19 protein-coding genes are annotated in these 17,028 nt (G+C 41.6%); 2 read left to right on the top strand and 17 right to left on the bottom strand.

The annotated features are described in order from the left end of the window. Positions 1-12 precede the first annotated feature (12 nt). The 7 genes from KP625_RS01315 to KP625_RS01285 form a co-directional block, all read right to left on the bottom strand. Positions 13-597 (bottom strand): ClpP family protease, encoded by a 585-nt coding sequence (locus tag KP625_RS01315; RefSeq protein ID WP_176932378.1) that lies wholly within the window; start codon positions 595-597, stop codon positions 13-15. A 77-nt stretch (positions 598-674) separates the two neighbouring features. Next, entirely contained in the window at positions 675-1,112 is a 438-nt protein-coding gene (locus KP625_RS01310; RefSeq protein ID WP_238298849.1) for a hypothetical protein, read from the bottom strand. 13 nt (positions 1,113-1,125) lie between these two features. Then, positions 1,126-1,380, bottom strand: coding sequence for a hypothetical protein (locus tag KP625_RS01305; protein ID WP_238298848.1), 255 nt, complete (start codon positions 1,378-1,380; stop codon positions 1,126-1,128). Continuing rightward, positions 1,352-2,674 (bottom strand): VirD4-like conjugal transfer protein, CD1115 family, encoded by a 1,323-nt coding sequence (locus KP625_RS01300; RefSeq protein WP_238298846.1) that lies wholly within the window; start codon positions 2,672-2,674, stop codon positions 1,352-1,354. The genes KP625_RS01305 and KP625_RS01300 overlap by 29 nt, the downstream gene beginning before the upstream one ends. A gap of 1,780 nt (positions 2,675-4,454) precedes the next feature. After that, on the bottom strand, positions 4,455-4,895 hold the full coding sequence (locus KP625_RS01295) for a hypothetical protein (protein WP_238298844.1): 441 nt from the start codon (positions 4,893-4,895) through the stop codon (positions 4,455-4,457). Between the two features lie 410 nt (positions 4,896-5,305). Beyond that, positions 5,306-5,596, bottom strand: coding sequence for a hypothetical protein (locus KP625_RS01290; RefSeq protein ID WP_238298842.1), 291 nt, complete (start codon positions 5,594-5,596; stop codon positions 5,306-5,308). Positions 5,597-5,736: 140 nt separating this feature from the next. Beyond that, positions 5,737-6,432 carry a hypothetical protein gene (locus KP625_RS01285; protein ID WP_238298840.1) on the bottom strand — a complete coding sequence of 232 codons (696 nt, stop codon included), beginning with the start codon at positions 6,430-6,432 and terminating at the stop codon, positions 5,737-5,739. A gap of 518 nt (positions 6,433-6,950) precedes the next feature. Between KP625_RS01285 and KP625_RS01280 the strand changes: the two genes are divergently transcribed. Next, positions 6,951-7,166, top strand: coding sequence for a YlcI/YnfO family protein (locus KP625_RS01280; RefSeq protein ID WP_238298838.1), 216 nt, complete (start codon positions 6,951-6,953; stop codon positions 7,164-7,166). 74 nt (positions 7,167-7,240) lie between these two features. Here the strand turns inward: KP625_RS01280 and KP625_RS01275 are convergent, their stop codons facing one another. The 5 genes from KP625_RS01275 to rlmD form a co-directional block, all read right to left on the bottom strand. Further along, positions 7,241-7,558: a type II toxin-antitoxin system RelE/ParE family toxin gene (locus KP625_RS01275; RefSeq protein ID WP_178017430.1), complete on the bottom strand. Its 318-nt coding sequence runs from the start codon at positions 7,556-7,558 to the stop codon at positions 7,241-7,243. Next, positions 7,555-7,860, bottom strand: coding sequence for a type II toxin-antitoxin system RelB/DinJ family antitoxin (locus KP625_RS01270; protein ID WP_178017429.1), 306 nt, complete (start codon positions 7,858-7,860; stop codon positions 7,555-7,557). The genes KP625_RS01275 and KP625_RS01270 overlap by 4 nt, the downstream gene beginning before the upstream one ends. A 60-nt stretch (positions 7,861-7,920) precedes the next feature. Beyond that, the gene (locus KP625_RS01265; RefSeq protein WP_178017428.1) at positions 7,921-8,769 is read right to left on the bottom strand and encodes an ArdC family protein; all 849 of its coding nucleotides are present in this window, start codon (positions 8,767-8,769) and stop codon (positions 7,921-7,923) included. A gap of 23 nt (positions 8,770-8,792) precedes the next feature. Next, positions 8,793-9,734 carry a DUF5688 family protein gene (locus tag KP625_RS01260; protein WP_178017427.1) on the bottom strand — a complete coding sequence of 314 codons (942 nt, stop codon included), beginning with the start codon at positions 9,732-9,734 and terminating at the stop codon, positions 8,793-8,795. Between the two features lie 104 nt (positions 9,735-9,838). Beyond that, positions 9,839-11,494 (bottom strand): 23S rRNA (uracil(1939)-C(5))-methyltransferase RlmD, encoded by a 1,656-nt coding sequence (rlmD, locus tag KP625_RS01255; protein WP_238298836.1) that lies wholly within the window; start codon positions 11,492-11,494, stop codon positions 9,839-9,841. Between the two features lie 114 nt (positions 11,495-11,608). Between rlmD and KP625_RS01250 the strand changes: the two genes are divergently transcribed. Further along, entirely contained in the window at positions 11,609-12,487 is an 879-nt protein-coding gene (locus tag KP625_RS01250; protein WP_118734231.1) for a YitT family protein, read from the top strand. On the opposite strand, the gene coaBC is transcribed toward KP625_RS01250, so the two are convergent. From coaBC to KP625_RS01225, 5 genes are all read right to left on the bottom strand, one after another. Beyond that, the gene (gene coaBC / locus KP625_RS01245) at positions 12,484-13,677 is read right to left on the bottom strand and encodes a bifunctional phosphopantothenoylcysteine decarboxylase/phosphopantothenate--cysteine ligase CoaBC (RefSeq protein ID WP_238298835.1); all 1,194 of its coding nucleotides are present in this window, start codon (positions 13,675-13,677) and stop codon (positions 12,484-12,486) included. The two genes, KP625_RS01250 and coaBC, sit on opposite strands and share 4 nt — an antisense overlap. A gap of 27 nt (positions 13,678-13,704) precedes the next feature. Continuing rightward, positions 13,705-14,094: an aspartate 1-decarboxylase gene (gene panD, locus KP625_RS01240; protein WP_117781681.1), complete on the bottom strand. Its 390-nt coding sequence runs from the start codon at positions 14,092-14,094 to the stop codon at positions 13,705-13,707. A gap of 21 nt (positions 14,095-14,115) precedes the next feature. Beyond that, positions 14,116-14,964, bottom strand: a complete 849-nt coding sequence (gene panC, locus KP625_RS01235; RefSeq protein WP_117781682.1) for a pantoate--beta-alanine ligase — start codon at positions 14,962-14,964, stop codon at positions 14,116-14,118. A gap of 195 nt (positions 14,965-15,159) precedes the next feature. Further along, positions 15,160-15,987 carry a 3-methyl-2-oxobutanoate hydroxymethyltransferase gene (gene panB / locus KP625_RS01230; protein ID WP_238298834.1) on the bottom strand — a complete coding sequence of 276 codons (828 nt, stop codon included), beginning with the start codon at positions 15,985-15,987 and terminating at the stop codon, positions 15,160-15,162. A gap of 3 nt (positions 15,988-15,990) precedes the next feature. Next, entirely contained in the window at positions 15,991-16,836 is an 846-nt protein-coding gene (locus tag KP625_RS01225) for a Rossmann-like and DUF2520 domain-containing protein (protein ID WP_238298832.1), read from the bottom strand. Between the last annotated feature and the right edge of the window lie 192 nt (positions 16,837-17,028).

Below are 17,028 nucleotides of genomic sequence, written 5' to 3'. Positions count from 1 at the left end.
TATTCCACCTCCTTACAGGGACTTTACAACTGCCGTTGCCAGTCCGAATTCCATGGCTTCCTCAACCGTAAAGTAACTGTCTGTTTTCGTCTTCTCAAAGACTTCTTCCTTTGTCCTTCCTGTTCTGTCTGCGATAATTCCGCACAGAATATTCCTTGTTTCCATGATTCTGTCTACCTCTTTTTGAATCTCTAAAGGCTTTACACCGCCAATATCGAGATTATGAAATGCCGGGTCATGAATCATGATTTTCGTATGAGGAAGCATCTCTCTTTTATCCCCGGCAAGGAACAGTATGGAACCCATACTGGCTGCCATACCGGTACAGACAGTTCTTATGGGTGCCTGCATCAGACGGATGCAGTCATATACTGCAAGTCCGCTGATAACTTCCCCTCCCGGAGAATTGATATATATGGTGATTTCTTTCTCCGGATTTTCCTGATTCAGATATAAAAGCTGTTTAATTAATTCATTTGACGAATCTGCATCTACATAATCCGTCATGAATATTTCCCTGTTATGGAAAAAACTGTCCTCTAAAAAGTAAAGCTCACAGCCCCTTGCGGTTTCCTTCATTAGTTTTGGTGTTCGCATCGTAATTCTCCTTTCCTTTATCTCCATATCGGTCATTGTCATAGGTATGCCCGGTGTTATGGATGCTATGAAGCATATCATACTATGCAATCACAGTCGTCATAATCATAGCAGTCATCACCGAACAGATTCTCACCATACGGAATATCCCCGGACGTTTCTATCGGTAGACCGATAATACCGGCCCGGGTAAGGAATTCATCATCCGGCACATAACCGGTTTCTTTTATCCACATGGCAAACGGCTCTATCAGTAACAAATAGATAAGATAAGGAACCTTCTCCTGCGGCATATACCCATTCACAAAGGGTTCCATCATCTGCTCTATCACATCTCCAAGGGCTTCATTCTCTCTCTCATCCTTCTGTATTCTGTTTGTAATATCCTTGTCCTGCTTTTCCAGATGCTTCAGCATGTCAGATACTTTCAGATTCAGCAACCTGTCCTCCATACTGTAAAATCCCTGACACCCGGCATTGCAGAGCCTGACTCTTTCATCCAGCGATTTCTTCATTGCAATTCCCCCTTTATCTCTTGTATATATACCAGTTGTTACCGGATACCAACTTTGCGAGATGCATAATTGCATTCCCGGCAGAAATCCTTTTATCCTCATCCTCGGAGCCGGCATATGCCAGTATCAGATATATCAAATCCTTGAACGGTTGTTCCAGATACGCATCCGAAAGATTCAGATATTTTAATATGATTTTCATCGTTACCAGGTCATTCACTTCTCTCTTACGGGAACGATTAATAAACAGACGAAGCGGTGCTTTCATTAGCTGCTCTATAGCCTGCTGAATGTATGCGTCCCGACTGGTTATGTTCTCTTTTGCATTTGCTATCAGAGTTTCCAGTGACATTGTCTCCATTCTCATCCTTCTCCTTTTCGTATAAATTGACTTTATTTACCTTACGGGGAGCAGAGCCACGCTCAAATAGGTAGGCATCGTCAAGCCCCATATCCAGAATCCGTTCCATCGGCACATTTGCCTTTTCACTGATATATCCGGCAGTCTCAACATCCTGACCGCCCAGATACAACATATGGTCGCACCCGTTTAATATGGTAACTGCCTGTTCCGGTGAATACAGAGTTTCTAACTGGCTGATGCTCTGTAAAATCACGCTGACGGAGATATCCCTTGAACGGATATTTGAAATAATCTTGTCAAAATCCGGAATATATACATTGGTGGCAAAGTCATCCAGAAATATTCTTACCGGCACCTTTAGTCTGCCATTCCTACGGCTGTCTGCCTCTTTACAAAGCTCATGGAATGCCTGTGCATAAAAGACATTTATCAACCTGTCAAAGGTTCTGTCCGTATCACTGACATTGACAAACAATGCTGTTTTTCTTCTGCCCATATCACAAAACCGGAAACTGCCTGTTCCGTCAAACATTGTCCATGCATCCGAAAAATCATACAAATCCAGAGCGTCCGAAACAAACTGTGCAATGCAGCCCCAAGTTCGTTCCGCAAAAAAAATAGACTGAAACGACTTGTACCGCCTAACTGCAAAACTGTCAGGATTCTCTGCTTCCAACTCCTCAAACAGACGATATCCGACACTGCCTGCTAAAACCTTATATAGTCCGGTAACGCTTGCCATATTCTTTTCATGACCGGGAAGCGTTTCCAGTACGAACGAAATCAGGCATTCCAGTACGAGCCTAGCCGAGTCCTCCCAAAGGGTGTCATCCTGTATCCGTGTAGGAATCATTGCATTTGCAATAGTCATAATCTCCTTTTCTCCGTATCTTCCGGTTTTTTTGTTAAATGGAATATAATCGAGCGGATTGTATTTACATGAATGTTCCAGATTCACAAAATCCAGCACATGTACTTCAAAGCCCGCTTGTTCCAGTCTTTTTTGCAGTTGCCGGTAAAGAATACTTTTGGTGTCAGCAATAATCATGCTTTCATTACCCTGCATGATGTTTGGAATCACATATCCTGTACTTTTTCCGGAACCGGAGGCACCTATAACCATGTCATTATTGTTAAGCTTTGTTTTGTACATATCATTGGAAAGGGTTAACCCCTTTGCTATGATTCTATTATTCATTTCATTTTCTCCTTTACAGCTTTTTATAGGTTGCTGTTCTATTTTCCGTCTACCGCCTCCTTCTTCCTGCTGACCCTTGCATTATGAATTTTTCAGAAATAAAAAAACTTCTGAATAAAACATCAAATAACGCACTGGGACAGTTATGTTTTTTTCAAAAGTTTTCATTGTTTTTCTCGATTAAATTTTTGTAATTCGGATTTTCTCGATGATATTAAGATAATTGGGGATTCCTCGATAATTTTTTCGTTGTTGGAATATTTTTCATGAAATTTCTGACTATTCGTTATACCTCGATAAATACTAAGACTGACGGTTCGCCAGCTAAAATTTTTTAGCTCTTTCTCAATTCTCTGTCAAGCATCATTTTATCCTACTACTGTTATTATAAGTTATTATAAATTTGCAATTAATTTGAAGGATTCCTGTCAGTCGTCCTTAAAAGCCCATATGACAATCAGAGCAAACAAAATTGTACCCATCATAATTATCTCCCTTCCATCTTTTATTTTGTAGATACACGAACAAGAGTAAAGTTTTCTCTCTTCATATCTCATCTGCGGGCAAAGCCCGCTGAGTTTACAAAGTCTGTGGTCTTTTATAAGACTATAGCTTGCTAAACACAAATAATTCTTATAAGAATGGATGACACACTTAAATAAATGGAGTGCAGATTTTGAGCACATTTTATAACAGATCCGCCACCTAGCGGGGTGCAGGGGCGGCAGCCCTTGCGGGCACCCGAAGCGAAGCGTAGGGCAAGGTGTGTGGCGAATGCCACCACCGCAGTAAGGGCTTTTCGGAATGAGCGTCAGCGAATGGAGAAAAGTGGCCGAAGTGAGCGTCAGCGAACGTAGGACAGTCGTCTCGGCTATGCCGAGCACACTTGCATTTGAACGAGCGGCAGCGAGCGAAAATACAAGTGTGTCACGACCCCTTATGCCCTTTTACTTCTTTGCCTAATATTTTAATTAACACTTCACAAACTACGTCTAAGTTCAATGATTGACTGGGTTTAGGGCATTTAAATTTATGTTATAATTTGCGTTTAAATTTTTTAAATTTTTTAAATCTTCATGGTAAACTCTTGTGATGACTAGGGCTAAATTTAAATTTTATGAGGGGGTTGTGACACACTTTTAAATTTGGAATTTTGATAGAATTTTGTTAAATTTAAATTTTTTAAATTCATGTTTTAATCGATGTAAAACCTGACAGGTTCTGGACTTGGTGCAGTCTAATTCCCGTTCCTGTCTCGGTGCTGATTTCACTTTAACTTCATGCGGCACTTGAAGCTGGAATCAACACCAAATTTAAATTTTTTAAAAGTGTGTCACTTTTAAGATTGATTTTAATTTTGTCACACTTTTAAATTTTTTAAATTTGAACGGTTTCGAGGCTGTTTTAAGCCCTGTATCTGCCCTGATATGTTAATTTGTTGCAGCAATACCTATGGCAGTCAAGAGAAAAAAATAAGCAGTCACATGAGGGGCAATGCCCCGTGACTGCTTATTTTCGTTACCTATGGCGGTTATCCCACCATTCCAGGAATTTTCGTGTAAGTTTATAGCTGATGTACATAGCGACGAGATATGATATCATAATTGGCTCCTTTCTGGTTTGATTATGGGTGTAAAACGTCCAATAAAACGATAATTGGATAATTTATGGTCTGATTTTGACCTTGGTGACACCAATTATCTGTAAATTGGATAGTTTTTGGTTTCAAGCTGGGTTTAAAATATCCAATAAAGCTATGGCTGTCTTTTAATTGGATATTTTATGGTTTCAGGTTGGGTTGAATATTACCATTTAATTTTGGTTGTTTTCTAATTGGATAATTTTGGGTTCGGATTTGACCATAAAATTGATGTGCAATTCTAATTGGATAATTTAAGGTCTGATTCAGACCATAAAATTGCCATTTTTGTAATTGGATATTTTGTGGTTTTATTTTGACCAAATTTGGGATTATTATTTCACACCAGCCAGTGGACATTTTTTGACCGAATCTGGTCTTGAAATGACCATAAAATTGACAGCAACTCTTGCAACAAACAGGATATTTTATGGTCACAGTAAGACCATAGATTTTTAAAAAAAAAAGTCCACCCCACGCACCTTTCGTGCATGAAGCAGACCTTTGTGAGAATATTGTCACTTTGTATTTCTGTTTTTGTGAATTTTCCATCCTTGTATTTTCTATTAATATTCCGTTCATTGTTTCTGGAATTATAAATTGGATAGTTTGCAGGTACGTTATTTAATTATGGGTGACACACTGTAATCTTATGGTTTCCTATCAAGCTCTGATACACTATGACTCAGTGAGTTGCTCTATACCTCTGGTACATTTACGACTTTGGGGGGTTCTATTTCGCAATGATACACTTTTTTTCGGGTTGATGTTAGCATTTGGTACACTTATCGTAAATGGTTTTCTGATGCCCATTGGTACACTTACCATCTCTGGGTTTTTGGACATTAAGAGTGCATTTTCTTTTTTGGGGTTGCTCAATACCTCTGATACACTAATCGAGAACGGGTTGCTTTTTTGTTATGGTACATTCGCTCTTAGTGGATTGATTTTTTCATCATCTTGATACACTAAATTACTTTGGGTTGCTTATATCAAATGGTACACTTTTTATAGACGGGCTGCTTTTTAATTTTGGTATCATAATTTTTAGATATCTTTTTTATCCTGAACTTTAAACCACACAAGAAAGCATAACATGACTCCTTGTAAAGCTCCCACACCTCGGTATTACTCTCAGCCATCAGCTTGCTGATGATGTTCTGTTTGGTTGTCTCTGGGTCTTCGGTGGTGTCATGGTCTCCCAGAATCTGGTCGATAACATCAATCTTAGCCTCATTGACAAGCACATTGGCAATACTCTTTGCCATATCATTCTTAGACATAATTCATTCCCCTTTCTGTCTATGTATATTTGTAAGCCATAGTTATGGCATTACTTTTTTATCCTGAACCTTGAACCACACAAGAAAGCATAACATGAAAAAAGCCCTGATATCGCTATCAGAGCCTTTTATTTCATGTGTTACTTTCTGGCACCGCAGACACTGCACTCCTGGTGTGTAACGGCATCATGGTGTTTTGTACCAGTCTGTACTTTTTCAGTACCAACCCACTCTGTCCCGTAAAGGATTCTAAGTGCACATCTACCAGCAGGGTCTGGGTCTGGACAATTAGGGAAGCAACTTACACAATGGTCTGCACACCATCTTTGTTTTGCACAAGAGTCACGTAATTCATCTGCAAGAGTTCCATCAGGCCAGCGGCTGTGGTTCTCATACACATCCTGCTCCTCATAGATTGGCTCATCCCACTCATCCTTATCTACAACAGTCTTCCATGTATGCTGGTGAGCGGTTGTAGGCTCTTCGGTTCTCGGAGCCTGAGTTGTCGGAGCCTCTGTGGTAGGAGCAGGAGCCTGAGTTGTCGGTGCCTCAGTCGTAGCAGGTGCCTGTGTTGATGGCTTTTTGTCTGAGTCATTCTCAGTCTTACCAGTCTTTGCAGCATCTGCCTTGACAGTTTTGGACTTGGTCTTTGCTGTGTCAGTCTTATCGTCCGTGTCCCCTGCATCGGTTACAGTTGCGTCTGTTTCAGTAGCTTCGGTTACGGTCTGTGTGCCGTCGTCATCTGTCTGTTTGGCACAGCCATTGATAGCAAATACAGCTCCGATAACAAGAGCGAGCATTAACATTGGTTTTATGAATTTCTTTAGTTTCTTCATAATTATCCCCCTTTTTTATCTTCCTATTTTGAGTTAAATATTTTTCAAAGTGGTATACATGATACACTTTATTGGTTTGGATTTCTGAGCCAGCATAGTCAGGTGTTATTGATATGCTTTAATCGTCTGGTTAGCCATCTTTAAACGCCCAGATGACAATCAGAGCAAATATGATTGTACCCATAGTTATTATCTCCTTTGCCTTCATTACTGACACAGGCTACCATTGATAGCCCCATCGCCAAAATAAGTACTAATGCTGTGATTAAAATTTCTAAATGTTCCTAAGTCCATCGCCAACGGCGATTGACCCCTTAAAGGATACTATATATTCAATTTTCAAGGCTCATCTAAGTTTTTCATTTTTTATAAATATGGCTTCTCACTCTGTATTAGCCATCTTATCTTCTCGATTTTAGCACAAATTTTTTTCACTTGCAATACGTTTTGTATTGCATTGTATAGTGCTTCTTTTACAAATCATTTGCAATATCATAGGTAATATAGGAGGTAAAGCTATGGCATTTCAATTAAAACAAGACAAAAAAGAATCCGAAAATAAAACTATCCGTTTTCCTGTCCCACTTATCCAAAGAATAGAAGCTGCTATTCAGAACCAGAATGTATCATTTTCCAGTTTTGTAATACAGGCTTGCGAATATGCCCTACACGATATGGAAAAAAGAGATTCTTCCAAGATACAGGAAACAGACAGACAACCTTCCAATGATTAGATTGTATAAATTACATTTTGAATGGATATACAAAACAGGCAGATAACTACTCATTACCTGCCTGTTTTACCATACTATTCACTTAACTGTCTGCTAATGTCTCTCCCACCGTACATAATTCGCACTATACTCACAATTTCTTTTTCTTCATCAGTCCGATAAAAAATCAAATAATTATCTATAGGAAAAAATCTAAGTCCTATGCTGTGCCAAGGCTCATCTTCATACAGTGGATAACGCATAGGGAACACATCTAACGTCCTTATTTCGTCTATAATTCTCTTTGTCTGTGCTTTTGCTGTATCCGGCACAAGTAATTCAAATGCAATATATTCAAATATATCCCTCAAATCCTGTCTTGCACCAGACGTAAACTGTATTCTAAAACTCATATACCAAAATCCCTATGCATTTCTGATTCAACATCATCTATTGAATAGACCCTGCCCTCGTCTATATCCTTAATTCCTTTGTTAATTTCTGCGTCAAATTGTTCCTTTGTAAGCGAACCATATGCTAATGGCTGACTTTGGGGTAATTTCATATCAAAGGGAATGCCACGTTGCAAAACAACCTGTCTCAAAAACATACCAACCGCATTAGACATCGGAATTCCTAACTGGTCTAATACAAGTTCTGCCTGTTCTTTTAATTCAGGCTCAACCCTTGCATATATGCTTGATGTCCTAGCCATAATCATCGCCTCCTTATCTAACTATATTATAGTTAGCATGCTTGCGAAATGCAATACATTTTAATCTTCTAAATCATTAAAATTGTTGATAATTAGTGCCGATATCTTCTGCACCGTATCAGCAATGATTTTTAACTCATCCGTATCCTGCATCCAGCTTTTGATATAACTCATGGAATAGGAGCTTGTATCAAGTCCCAGATTCACACCTACTACATAAGCCACCGATTCAGCAATCAATTCCCTGCGGTTGTGTCTTACATCCTGTTCCGGATGAAGTGTAAAATCAATGGAATGTGCGTATTCGTGTAACAGGGTCTTTATTTTCTGCAAATAATCCAAATCACCCCTGACGCAAATTACTCCTGTTTCAAGGTTGTAAGAGCCTTTAGCAGCAGTTCCCGTGACTTCCTTCACTGTATGCTCTTTTGATACGACTTTCAATATCTTTTCATAAATAGTCCTTTCTTTTTTACTGTTTCCTGTAAGACCTTTTACAAGCACAGGCAAATATTCATCGGAACCTTCTGTATCAGCAATATCATAAACATATGTGACACGGAAGCCAGAAATAACTCTTTCTTTTTTTTTCTCATCTTCAGATTTCTGATAAAATATTTCTTCCTCCTGTTCCATTTTATCCGTCTTGCGAAAACACGGAGCTAAAATAGCCAGTCCCCGGCTTCCCTTCTTAACATATCTTCCCAGCTGATTCCATGCTTTATATCCTTTCACATAAGTTGCCTGCGGATTCTGCGAATAGATAAGCATTGTATTTCCAAATGAGTAATTATAAAACTTGCTTTGAAAACACAAATAACTGAGCCAGTTCTCATCTGAATTGATAGCAGCCAGACCATCTTCAATACGGTCAAGGGCTTCTTTTATTTTTTCCTGATTCTTACCCATTTTCTGTTCCTCTATATTCAGAATTACCTTATTTCCACATGGTCTGAATTACGGTCATAGTAATACACATTGTCAGATAAGATTTCATTGGGCAAAACTTCTGTATGATTTACATCTCGCACCATTTCCTTCAAAAGTTCAACATCCATCCCTGCGGATGCAGGAATAAACAATGTTTCATGAATACTGCTTGGCAAGATATAAAAATCACTGCCTATACGGTCTGCAAAGTCTTTCAGCAGACCATCATAGAATATAGTACCTGCACCATACATTTTAGAAGAATTCGTGCATACATACATGGGAACAGCTTCCTCCACATCTTCACTCATTTCATAGAACTCATCTGCTTCTTCATCACTCATTTCCGGTTTCATAATACCCATTATTACATTTTTCAAGGATTCCACCCTGCTACAGAATAATCTCTGTGTATTCTGTTTTGCCAAATCAAACAGGGTTTCTTTGCTGACATCCCACACTCCCAGCATATAATCCTTTACCAGACAGCTTTGAATACCATTCTCATCCATTGCAATCAAAATATATGGAACTAACACCAAATCGTAAAACTCCATACATGGGGTATCCGCCAACCGTTCCTGATTCCGCTTAGCATTTACCAGCTTGTAGCAGATACGGTCTTTTACCCTGTTGAAGTCAAAGAATATTGTTGTATCAAAATTCTCTGATACCCTGTATTTCTCATATGTACGGATAATATCCTGACTTATCTCATCCATTGTCATCCCTTCCTGATAATGGCTAAAATAGTTTTCCAGATAGATATTCGGTGCCATGTTACTAATTCCATTGTAGATAACAAGCCCTGTTAAGTGCATATCATTATTTCTTACCACATCATTTATCTGCACCTGATATTCCTCTCCCAAAGATGCTTCTACAGCATCCCTGACTGCTTCTGCGAACTCCTTCATTGTTGTTTTGATTGTTTCTGTAACCATTCTCAAATCCTCCTTTTGATATTTTTTTGCATAAAAAAAAGAAGGTGTATTATAACCTTCTTTTTACAACTTCATCTACTTATCTTTACATTACTTTAATATTTTTATATCATACCAAAATGCATAAAGGCATCCATGATAGCAGCCTCTTTCTCCAAAGTACATTGTGGTACTCTTGCATCTTCATTTTTCTTCCAGTTGTTCCCTTTACGCTCTTTATTTAATCCGCATTTGTCTTTTATTTGTGCGATATAAAGAGAATGTACCTTCAATCCATATTTTTCAAATACATACTCCTTAATCTTCTGATAAGTCACCTTTTCCTCCGGTGTGTAATTACCCTCTTCATCAGGCTTCATAATAACCTCAAATTTGGGTGTATCAGTTTTTAGGGACAATTTAACTACCGTCTCCACATGCCCCCCTTGACAAAATTGATCCACAACCGCTACCTTCTCCACCTGATACCCAAGCTCACCCATGCGCTTCACATCTCTGGCAAGCGTTGCCGGATCACAGCTCACGTAGACCATCCGTTTTGGCTGCATATCTGCGATTGTCTGCAATAATGTCTCATCACAGCCCTTACGTGGCGGATCAACGACGATCACATCCGCATATACGCCGTGTTCCTTGTATTCGGCTGGAAGCACTTCTTCTGCCTTGCCAACGAAGAACTGTACATTTTCGATGCCATTGATCTGCGCATTTACCTTCGCATCGGCGATTGCCTGTGGGACGATTTCCACGCCATACACCTTCGCCGCCTTTTTGCTCAAGAACAGCGAAATAGTTCCGATACCGCAGTACAGATCCCAGACCGTCTCCCCACCCTGAAGATCTGCATATTCCAAGGCTTTGTCATACAGTTTCTTTGTCTGTACCGGGTTTACCTGATAGAACGACAATGGTGATATCTGATATTTCACATCACCGATATAATCCGTAATATAATCCTGTCCCCATAAGGTCTTGCATGTATCTCCCAGAATCCGGTTCGTCTTTTCCTGATTGATATTGATGCTGATGCTCGTCATTCCATCGATCTGGCACAGCCGCTCCACCAGCACGTCTGCATGTGGGAGCTTCGTGCCATTGATAATCAGGCACACCATGATCTCACCGGTTGTAAATCCTACCCTCGTTAAGATATGGCGCATCAGACCAGTATGCGTCTCCTCGTCATAAGTTGAAATATTATATTCCTGCAGGAAATCCCGCACACATTTAATAATCGCATCATTGCCCTCCGCCTGAATATCACAATGCGGCGTGTCAATGATCGTATGCGTTCTGCCTGCATAAAATCCGGTTACAACCTTTCCGTCTTTGTCACGTCCCACCGGGAACTGCGCTTTGTTCCGGTAATTCCACGGATTCTCCATGCCAATGATCGGCTCCATCAGATCTTCCGGATGCTCGATTCCACCGATACGTGAAAGACAGTTCTTGACTTTGTTCCATTTGTAATCAAGCTGTTTTTCGTAGCTGACATGCTGCAAGGTACAGCCTCCGCACGGTCTTGCCACCGGACATTTCGGTTCTACACGATATGGTGACGGCTTAATTACTTCCACCAATCGCGCATACACATACTGCTTTTTGACTTTCGTGATTGCGGCACGGATCGTATCGCCCATCACGGCATCCTTCACGAATACTGCGATGCTTCTGCCGTCCTCAGTCGCTACATGTCCGATTCCTTCGCCGTCCGTTCCCATATCCTCTATCACTAATTCTATGCTATCGTTTTTCTTCACTTTCGTTCCTCTTTTTACCTAATTCATATTTATAAATTCAACTAATCATAGTATACTATATTTATAATTTGAAGAAAAGAAACAAATTCCACACACCGCAAAGGAGGGTTCACCATGTTCCAATCCATTGAATACAAACACCCGAAATTCTATCAGGTATTCCGGATCTTCATCGTTATCCTCGCGTCCATCATCTTCGCATGGAATCTGTGCTGTTTCGCACGTCCTGCGGGATTATTTCCGGGCGGTTTCTCCGGATTATCTCTGCTTCTGCAGGAGATCTTCCAGAAATTCCTGCACATTCATGTTCCATATACACTGCTAAATGTCCTGTTAAATATCATCCCGGTCTACATCGGGTTCAAATTCATCGGACGGAAATTCACGCTCTACTCAATTCTCACGATCATTCTGTCGAGTATTTTCGTCGACATACTGCCTGCCTATGTATTTACGCAGGATGCCATGCTGAACAGCGTGTTCGGTGGTCTGATCAACGGATTCGCCATCAGTCTGTGCTTAAATGTCGGCACGACAACCGGCGGTACAGACTTCATCAGCATCTATCTGTCCCAGCGCAAAGGAATCGATGCCTGGAACTATATATTATTCGGAAATGTTATGCTGCTGATTCTGGCCGGTTATCTCTTCGGCTGGTCGATTGCGCTTTATTCGATCATCTTCCAGTTCTGCAGCACACAGGCGATTCAGATTCTTTATAAACGATACAAAAAAGAAACATTATTTATCATCTCGGATTACTCCGAACAGATCTATAAAGCAATACGGGAAACAACCAACCACGATGCCACGCTGTTTCAGGGTATCGGCTGTTATGAAGAAAAAGAGAAAACTTTGATCTACTCTGTCATCAATACAGAAGCAAAACGCCAGCTCATTCCTCTGATTCGTTCGATTGATCCACATGCGTTTATCAATATCGTCAAAACCGAAGAACTCGCTGGCAGATTTCATGATATACCAAATGATTAGTTTATCTTTGCAACGATTTCATCCAATATCGCATTTGCGACATCTTCTTTGCTCATCAGAGGGAGTTCTTTTTCTCCCTCTTTTGTTATGAGTGTCATAATATTCGTATCGACACCGAATCCAGCGCCTGCTACCTTCAGGTTGTTTGCAGCAACCATATCAATATGCTTCTTATCTAACTTCTTCTTCGAATTTTCTACCATATGTTCCGTCTCCATAGAAAATCCGCAGATAAACTGACCGTCCTTCTTATGCTCGCCAAGATATGCCAAAATATCCTTTGTTCTTGTAAGCGGAATAGCCATGTTGCCATCCTGCTTTTTGATCTTTTCATCGCTGACATTTTCCGGACGGTAATCGGCAACCGCCGCTGCCTTGATGATGATATCCATGTCCGCGCTTCGGCTTGTCACTGCCTCATACATATCTTCCGCCGTAACAACCTTCACCATATCGACAAACAATGGATCTTCCAGATTCGTCGGTCCTGCCACAAGTGTAACTTTAGCGCCACGGAATGCCGCCATGCGTGCCAATGCATACCCCATCTTGCCGGTCGAATGATTCGTGATATAACGAACCGGATCAATGGACTCCCGTGTGGCACCCGCTGTCACAAGCACCTTCTTTCCTGCAAGGTCTTTGTCCATTGCGCAGGCACGGATAATATAATCCACAAGTACATGCTCCGGCGGAAGCTTTCCTTTGCCGATATCCCGGCAAGCCAGATATCCTTCGTCAGCCTCGATGATTTCATATCCATAGGAGGCAAGTTTCTTCATATTATCCTGCACGATCGGATTCTCGTACATATGTACATTCATGGATGGGGCAAGCATAACCGGACAGGTTGCAGGAAGCACACAGGTTGTGAGCATATCATCCGCAATTCCATTCGCGATCTTGCCAACTACATCCGCACTTGCAGGTGCAATCAGAATTGCATCCGCCTGCGTACCGAGCGCGATATGGGGTACATGCAGTTCCATGCAACGGTCAAATGTATCTGTATAACAGTGGTTTCCTGTCAGTACTTCAAATGTCTCCGGTGTGATAAAATGTGTCGCATTCTCTGTCATCACAACATGGATGTCTGCATGCAGCTTGGAAAGCATGCTTGCAACATTCGCCATCTTGTAGGCTGCGATACCACCACTCACACCGAGCACGATCTTCTTTCCTGTAAGCATAATGTTCCCTCCTGATCAAGATATATTTCACATATCCTCTAGTCTACCATGTTTCTCGTAATTTGTCAGTCTTGAAATTTTATTCTCCTCATCAACAAATACAACCTTCGGCTTATGTGTCTGTACCTCTTCCGGCGTCATATCTGCATAACACATAATGATGATCTTATCTCCGACACACACCTGTCTTGCGGCAGCGCCGTTTAAGCAGATCATGCCGCTCTCACGCTCACCGGCGATTACATAAGTCTCGAAGCGGTTTCCATTTTCGATATCAACGATCTGCACCTTCTCATATTCAAAGATGCCAGCCGCCTCCATCAGTGCCTCATCAATCGTGATGCTGCCGACATACTGCAGTTCTGCCTGCTTTACCGTTGCGCGATGTATTTTACTTTTCAGCATATTGACTGTCATACATGTATCTCCTTTTTCTTCCTAAACTGTATAGTGGAAATTATCAATAAGTCTTGCTTCGCCGCCGATATTGACTGCGATTGCACACAAGATGTCACCCTTCAATGTGTCGATGCTCTGCATAGTCATACCATCTACGATCTCCACATAATCGATCGTTGCAAGCGGCATTGTGTTGATCAGGTCAGTCATAGCCTTCTTGATCTTCGCTGCGTCACGCTCGCCATCTTCTACCATCTTTTTACCAAGGAAGATTGCCTTGGACAAGATCACTGCCTGCTTTCTGGACTCCGGAGAGAGATACGTATTTCTAGAGCTCTTTGCAAGTCCGTCTGCTTCACGGATGATCGGGCATCCAACGATTTCGATATCCATGTTCAGATCGGTAACCATACGCTTGATTACAGCGAGCTGCTGTGCATCCTTCTCACCGAAATATGCCTTATCCGGCTGTACAATATTGAACAGCTTATTCACTACCGTACATACACCACGGAAATGAACCGGGCGGGACAATCCACACAGTGCATTGGTAAGTCCGTTCATATCAACGAAAGAACAGAAACCATCCTTATACATTTCCTCCGGTTCCGGATGGAATATCAGACTTGCGCCGGCTGCCTCGCACAGCTTTGCATCTGCCTCTAAATCTCTTGGGTAGCTTGCCAGATCCTCGGTTGGTCCAAACTGCATTGGATTTACAAATACGCTGACTACAACCGCATCATTTTCTGCAACTGCCTTGTCGATCAGGCTCTTATGTCCCTCATGCAGATATCCCATTGTCGGCACCAGACCAACCTGCTTGCCCTCCTTCTTCCATGCTTTGACTCTATCCCGAACTTCCTTCACTGTTGTTACAATTTCCATATTATTTCTTCCTTTCAATATTCAAAGTTTTATTGTAAAGCAACGAAAACATAATAGGTGTATATGGAGTTGTACATAATTCAAATTTTATCGCAGACCGTTGAAGCACGCTGGTACTAAACCGAGCGAGAGCGCGTCTGCGTGGAATTTGAAATTATGCACAACTCTTTTAGAACACGTAAATGTTTTCGCACCTTAGTACAATTTCTCGATTACATCATCTGCGATCGCATAAGTATGCTCTGCGGAAGGATATGTGCCTTCCTTTACTTCCTTGATATACTGCCCGAATCCCTGCTTCATCATCGCGCCGGTCTCTGCAAACCGCTTTACAAACTTCGGTGTGAAATCACTGAACATGCCAAGCATATCTGCATATACAAGCACCTGTCCGTCGCAGCCATTTCCGGCACCGATACCGATGGTCGGAATATCTAACTTCTCTGTCACAAGCGTAGCCAGCTTCTCCGGTACACATTCGAGTACCACTGCAAATGCACCCGCATCCTGTACGGCAAGCGCATCGTCGATCAGCTTCTGTGCAGCCGCTTCCGTCTTTCCCTGTACTTTGAATCCACCAAATGCATTGATAGACTGTGGGGTAAGCCCGATATGTGCACACACCGGGATACCTGCCTGTGTGATTGCTTTAATCTGTGGTGCTACTTCCACACCACCCTCTAATTTCACTGCATTGGCACGACCTTCCTTCATCAGACGTCCCGCATTTACAACTGCATCATAGACCGATGTCTGATAAGACATAAACGGCATATCAATCACCACCAAAGCTTCCTTCGCACCACGTGCAACCGCAGCACCGTGATGAATCATATCCTCCATCGTTACAGAGACTGTGTCCTCATATCCAAGTACGACATTCCCTAACGAATCGCCAACCAGAATCGAATCCACACCTGCCTCGTCCATCAGCTTGGCTGTCGAATAATCATATGCTGTCAACATTGTAAGCTTCTCGCCGGAAGCCTTTGCCTTTGCAAAAGTAGTTACTGTTTTTTTCATGGTTTACTCCTTCATATCCAATATAGTTTGAATTGCCTGACTGTCCGCATTACACAACTGTTTCGAAAGCAGCCGGTACACCTCTCGCGTATCGCCGTCAAGTGCCTGCAGATGCTTTTCTACCGTTGCCACATCACCGCGGCTGACCGGTCCCGTCAACGCCTTCTCGCAGCCAAAGCGTTCCATATTCTCTGCATTATTTGCAAAAAGCGGCATCAGTGCATGCTCTGCCTCCTCCGGTGTAAATCCGCACTCAGAAAGAAGGGAAGTCCCCATCTTATAAAGCCCGATCACCAGATTGCTTGCAAATACTGCCGATGCATGGTATTTTGCCTTTTGGTCTGCGGAGATCTGTCGGATTGTATGTCCCATTTTCTCAAACAGGCATATCAGTTCCTGTGTCTTCGTTCCTTCGCCTTCAATTGTCATGTAACAGTCTTGGAAATGTATGTAGGAATCCGTCTTCGAATTCACTGCATAAATAGGATGTATTGAATACCCGCTTACGCGACTACCCATACCAGAAAATATATGTGAGGATAAAGCCCCACTTGTATGAATCATCGTTTTTCCATCCAGACACACCGAACTAGCTGCAATCTCGTCTGCCACATTCGCAATCTGTCCATCCGGAACCGTTAAAAATATAGTATCACACGCCTGAACCAATGTCTCCATGTCTTCATAGTATTTCGTACCAGTAAATCTCGCTGCCTCTCTCGCACTCTCCGGATTCCGACTGTAAAAACCATCCACACAGAGCATCTCTGCATGTGTCTTCGCGAAATCGGATAAATGTCTGCCGAGCGTAAAGCCCATTCTGCCAGCTCCAATCAATCCAATCTTCATACCATCACCTCTTCCTTCTGACCAAAGGGGTGTGCACCATATTCATTTCCCAGTATAGTTTCTTTCGAATACCATCCATTTCGCAATATAACATTTCAATTATCATTTGTAAATATATTTTTGGGGGATAATTGTATAGAATTTGATACAATCATACATATGGAAAAAAATGCATAAAAAAGACATCCTGCA

The organism is Eubacterium sp. MSJ-33, from assembly GCF_022174665.1.
Classification (GTDB): Bacteria; Bacillota; Clostridia; order Lachnospirales; family Lachnospiraceae; genus Coprococcus_C.
Note: the sequence above shows the minus strand (reverse complement) of the source record. Positions and strands in the feature narration are given on the sequence as shown.

What these genes read in the sequence shown, in the direction of transcription:
- KP625_RS01315 (WP_176932378.1), bottom strand. Translation starts at nt 597, where the DNA reads ATGCGAACACCAAAACTAATGAAGGAAACCGCAAGGGGCTGTGAGCTT.
- KP625_RS01310 (WP_238298849.1), bottom strand. Translation starts at nt 1,112, where the DNA reads ATGAAGAAATCGCTGGATGAAAGAGTCAGGCTCTGCAATGCCGGGTGT.
- KP625_RS01305 (WP_238298848.1), bottom strand. Translation starts at nt 1,380, where the DNA reads ATGAAAGCACCGCTTCGTCTGTTTATTAATCGTTCCCGTAAGAGAGAA.
- KP625_RS01300 (WP_238298846.1), bottom strand. Translation starts at nt 2,674, where the DNA reads ATGAATAATAGAATCATAGCAAAGGGGTTAACCCTTTCCAATGATATG.
- KP625_RS01295 (WP_238298844.1), bottom strand. Translation starts at nt 4,895, where the DNA reads ATGAACGGAATATTAATAGAAAATACAAGGATGGAAAATTCACAAAAA.
- KP625_RS01290 (WP_238298842.1), bottom strand. Translation starts at nt 5,596, where the DNA reads ATGTCTAAGAATGATATGGCAAAGAGTATTGCCAATGTGCTTGTCAAT.
- KP625_RS01285 (WP_238298840.1), bottom strand. Translation starts at nt 6,432, where the DNA reads ATGAAGAAACTAAAGAAATTCATAAAACCAATGTTAATGCTCGCTCTT.
- KP625_RS01280 (WP_238298838.1), top strand. Translation starts at nt 6,951, where the DNA reads ATGGCATTTCAATTAAAACAAGACAAAAAAGAATCCGAAAATAAAACT.
- KP625_RS01275 (WP_178017430.1), bottom strand. Translation starts at nt 7,558, where the DNA reads ATGAGTTTTAGAATACAGTTTACGTCTGGTGCAAGACAGGATTTGAGG.
- KP625_RS01270 (WP_178017429.1), bottom strand. Translation starts at nt 7,860, where the DNA reads ATGGCTAGGACATCAAGCATATATGCAAGGGTTGAGCCTGAATTAAAA.
- KP625_RS01265 (WP_178017428.1), bottom strand. Translation starts at nt 8,769, where the DNA reads ATGGGTAAGAATCAGGAAAAAATAAAAGAAGCCCTTGACCGTATTGAA.
- KP625_RS01260 (WP_178017427.1), bottom strand. Translation starts at nt 9,734, where the DNA reads ATGGTTACAGAAACAATCAAAACAACAATGAAGGAGTTCGCAGAAGCA.
- KP625_RS01250 (WP_118734231.1), top strand. Translation starts at nt 11,609, where the DNA reads ATGTTCCAATCCATTGAATACAAACACCCGAAATTCTATCAGGTATTC.
- coaBC (WP_238298835.1), bottom strand. Translation starts at nt 13,677, where the DNA reads ATGCTTACAGGAAAGAAGATCGTGCTCGGTGTGAGTGGTGGTATCGCA.
- panD (WP_117781681.1), bottom strand. Translation starts at nt 14,094, where the DNA reads ATGACAGTCAATATGCTGAAAAGTAAAATACATCGCGCAACGGTAAAG.
- panC (WP_117781682.1), bottom strand. Translation starts at nt 14,964, where the DNA reads ATGGAAATTGTAACAACAGTGAAGGAAGTTCGGGATAGAGTCAAAGCA.
- panB (WP_238298834.1), bottom strand. Translation starts at nt 15,987, where the DNA reads ATGAAAAAAACAGTAACTACTTTTGCAAAGGCAAAGGCTTCCGGCGAG.
- KP625_RS01225 (WP_238298832.1), bottom strand. Translation starts at nt 16,836, where the DNA reads ATGAAGATTGGATTGATTGGAGCTGGCAGAATGGGCTTTACGCTCGGC.